Genomic DNA, 3,246 nt, shown 5'->3' on the forward strand with positions numbered 1-3,246 from the left:
GGCATCGGGCGCGCCGCCCGGCTGGGAGCCGCCGTCGTCTTCCTCCCCGAGCTCACGCTGTCCCGCTACCCCGCGGACACGCTTCCCGAAAATGACGCCGCCCGCGGCGGGACCACGCGCCCGCGGCCCTCGGACATTGCCGAGGACCTGTTCACCGGCCCCACGTTCCGGTTCGCGGCGGACGCGGCCCGGAGGCACGGCATCTGCGTCCACGCTTCGCTGTACCAGAAGGCGGAGAACCCGGACGGCACAGACGACGGCCTGGGCCTGAACACCGCCATCCTGGTGTCCCCCGGGGGCGAACTCCTGGCCCGCACCCACAAGCTCCACATTCCCGTCACGGCAGGCTACTACGAGGACAAATTCTTCCGCCAGGGCCCGGACGGCGACGATGCCTACGAGGTCCACTCCCCCGCCGAACTCGGCGGCGCACGGTTGGGCATGCCCACCTGCTGGGACGAGTGGTTCCCGGAGCTGGCGCGGATCTACTCCCTCGGCGGCGCGGAACTCCTGGTCTACCCCACAGCCATCGGCTCCGAGCCCGACCACCCCGACTTCGACACCCAGCCGTTGTGGCAGCAGGTCATAGTCGGCAACGGCATCGCCAACGGGCTGTTCATGGTGGTCCCCAACCGCTGGGGCAGCGAAGGCACGCTGAACTTCTACGGTTCCTCCTTCATCTCCGATCCCTACGGCCGGATCCTTGCCCAGGCACCGCGGGGCGAATCCGCGGTGCTCGTCGCGGACCTCGACCTCGACCAGCGCCGGGACTGGCTCACGCTTTTCCCCTTCCTGGCCACCCGACGCCCGGACACGTACGGGCGGCTGACCGAACCGGTTCGCCCCGACGCCCCGCTCGGCGCCGACACCAGCAAGGCCACCGCATGAGCGCGTGGCGGATGCCGTCCGAAACGGCGCCCCAGGACCGTGTCTGGATGGCGTTCCCCACCGGCGGCTACACCCTGGGCGAAACAGCGGCAGAAGCCCACGCCGCCCGATCCGTCTGGGCCGCCGTCGCGAACGCCGTCGTGGAATTCGAACCGGTCACCATGCTGGTGGCGCCGGCGGATGTGCAGACCGCGGCGGACTACCTCCACCCGGATATCGAGGTGGTCCCCGCCGCACTGAACGACGCCTGGATGCGGGACATCGGCCCCACGTTCGTCCTCGACGACGGCGGCCGGCTCGGCGCCGTCGACTGGGTCTTCAACGGCTGGGGCGGCCAGGACTGGGCCGCCTGGGACAAGGACGCGCTCGTGGCGTCGGCCGTCGCGGCCCGCTCGGGGGCCAGCCACCTTGTCTCGCCGCTGGTGAACGAGGGCGGCGGCATCCACGTCGACGGCGAAGGCACCGTCCTCGTCACCGAGACGGTCCAGCTCGATCCGGGCCGCAACCCCGGGCTCAGCAACGCCGACGTCGAAGCCGAGCTGGGCCGGACCCTGGGCGTAAGCCACGTCGTCTGGCTTCCCCGCGGCCTGACCCGGGATTCGGAACGGTTCGGCACGCGCGGCCACGTCGACATCGTTGCGGCCATCCCGTCCCCGGGCACCGTGCTGGTCCATTCCCAACAGAACCCGGCACACCCCGACTTCGAAGTCTGCCGGGCCATCATCAGCCACCTCGCCACCACCCGGGACGCGGCCGGCCGCGAATGGAACATCATCGAGGTCCCCGCCCCGGAAACCCTGACGGATGAGGAGGGATTCGTCGACTACAGCTACATCAACCACCTGGTGGTCAACGGCGGCGTCATCGCCTGCACCTTCGGAGACCCGATGGACGAAAAAGCCTTGCGCATCCTTGGCGACGCCTACCCCGGCCGCAGGGTAGTCGGCATCGACGCCCGCGAGCTCTTCGCCCGCGGCGGCGGCATCCACTGCATCACCCAACAGCAACCATCCGTCCCCCAGAAAAAAGGTCAGCAATGAGTCAGACTATCGGCCGCGAAGACGGCACCATCACGCACGACGTCGTCGATCCGGCCGGTTCCAAGCACGGCATCTCGGGCAAGGGGCTCAAGGGCGGCCAGCTGGGCCTGCTCGCCGTCGTCGTCCTCGGCATCTCCTCCGTGGCACCCGCCTACAGCCTGACCAGTTCGCTGGGACCCGCCGTCGGCGCCGTGGGCCTGCAGCTGCCGGCGATCTTCATTGTCGCGTTCATCCCGATGATCCTGGTGGCGTTCGCCTACCGTGAGCTCAACGCCGATTCACCGGACAGCGGCACCACTTTCACGTGGGCCACGAAGGCGTTCGGCCCGTTCGTCGGCTGGATGGGCGGCTGGGGCCTGCTGGCCGCCAACATCATCGTCCTGTCCAACCTGGCCGGCGTCGCGGTGGACTTCTTCTACCTCTTCCTGGCCCAGGTGTTCAACAACCCGGACCTCGCGGACCTGACCTCCAACACGGCCGTAAACATCGCGACGTGCCTGGTGTTCGTGGCACTGGCCGTCTGGGTCAGCTACCGCGGCCTGCACGCCACCAAGCTGGTGCAGTACACCATGGTCGGATTCCAGGTCCTCGTCCTGGGCATCTTCGTCGTCATGGCACTCACCCACGCCGCCTCGGGCGACTCGGGCACCGCGATCGCCTTCAGCTGGGACTGGTTCAACCCGATGAAGATCGGCAGCTTCGAGCAGTTCGCCGCCGGCATGTCACTGGCCGTCTTCGTCTACTGGGGCTGGGACGTGTGCCTCACCGTCAACGAGGAAACCAAGGGCGGCAAGGGTACCGCCGGCCGGGCAGGAACCACGACGGCGGTCGCCGTCCTGGCCCTTTACCTCGTCGCGATCGTGGCCACCATGATGGTTGCCGGCACCGGAACCGACGGCATCGGCCTGAACAACCCGGACAACCAGTCGAATATCTTTGCGGCACTGGCTTCCCCAGTCATGGGTCCGCTGGCCATCCTGATGTCCCTGGCCGTTCTCTCCGGCACCGCGTCGTCCCTGCAGTCCACCATGGCCTCTCCCGCACGCAGCCTGCTGGCGATGGGCCACTACGGGGCACTGCCGCCGCGCTTCGCATCCGTCAGCAAGCGGTTCGGGTCCCCCGGTTTCGCAACGGTGATTGCCGGTGTGATCTCCGGCGGCTTCTACGCCGTCATGAAGGTAGTCAGCGAGAACGTCCTCAATGACACCATCATGGCCCTGGGCCTGATGATCTGCTTCTACTACGGCCTCACGGCCTTCGCCTGCACCTGGTACTTCCGGCACAGCCTGTTCTCCAGCGTCCGCAACTTCTTCATGCG

At 68.1% G+C, this 3,246-nt stretch carries 3 protein-coding genes; all 3 read left to right on the forward strand.

The annotated features are described in order from the left end of the window. Window positions 1–888 (forward strand): nitrilase-related carbon-nitrogen hydrolase (locus LQV45_RS22400; RefSeq protein ID WP_230008886.1); only part of this gene is annotated, 888 nt, incomplete at its 5' end. Then, on the forward strand, window positions 885–1,928 hold the full coding sequence (locus LQV45_RS22405) for an agmatine/peptidylarginine deiminase (protein ID WP_230008887.1): 1,044 nt from the start codon (window positions 885–887) through the stop codon (window positions 1,926–1,928). The genes LQV45_RS22400 and LQV45_RS22405, both read left to right, overlap by 4 nt. Then, window positions 1,925–3,246, forward strand: a 1,322-nt coding sequence (locus LQV45_RS22410) for an APC family permease (RefSeq protein WP_230008888.1), incomplete at its 3' end; no start/stop codon positions are given. The genes LQV45_RS22405 and LQV45_RS22410, both read left to right, overlap by 4 nt.

It is taken from the genome of Microbacterium sp. Bi128, assembly GCF_918698205.1.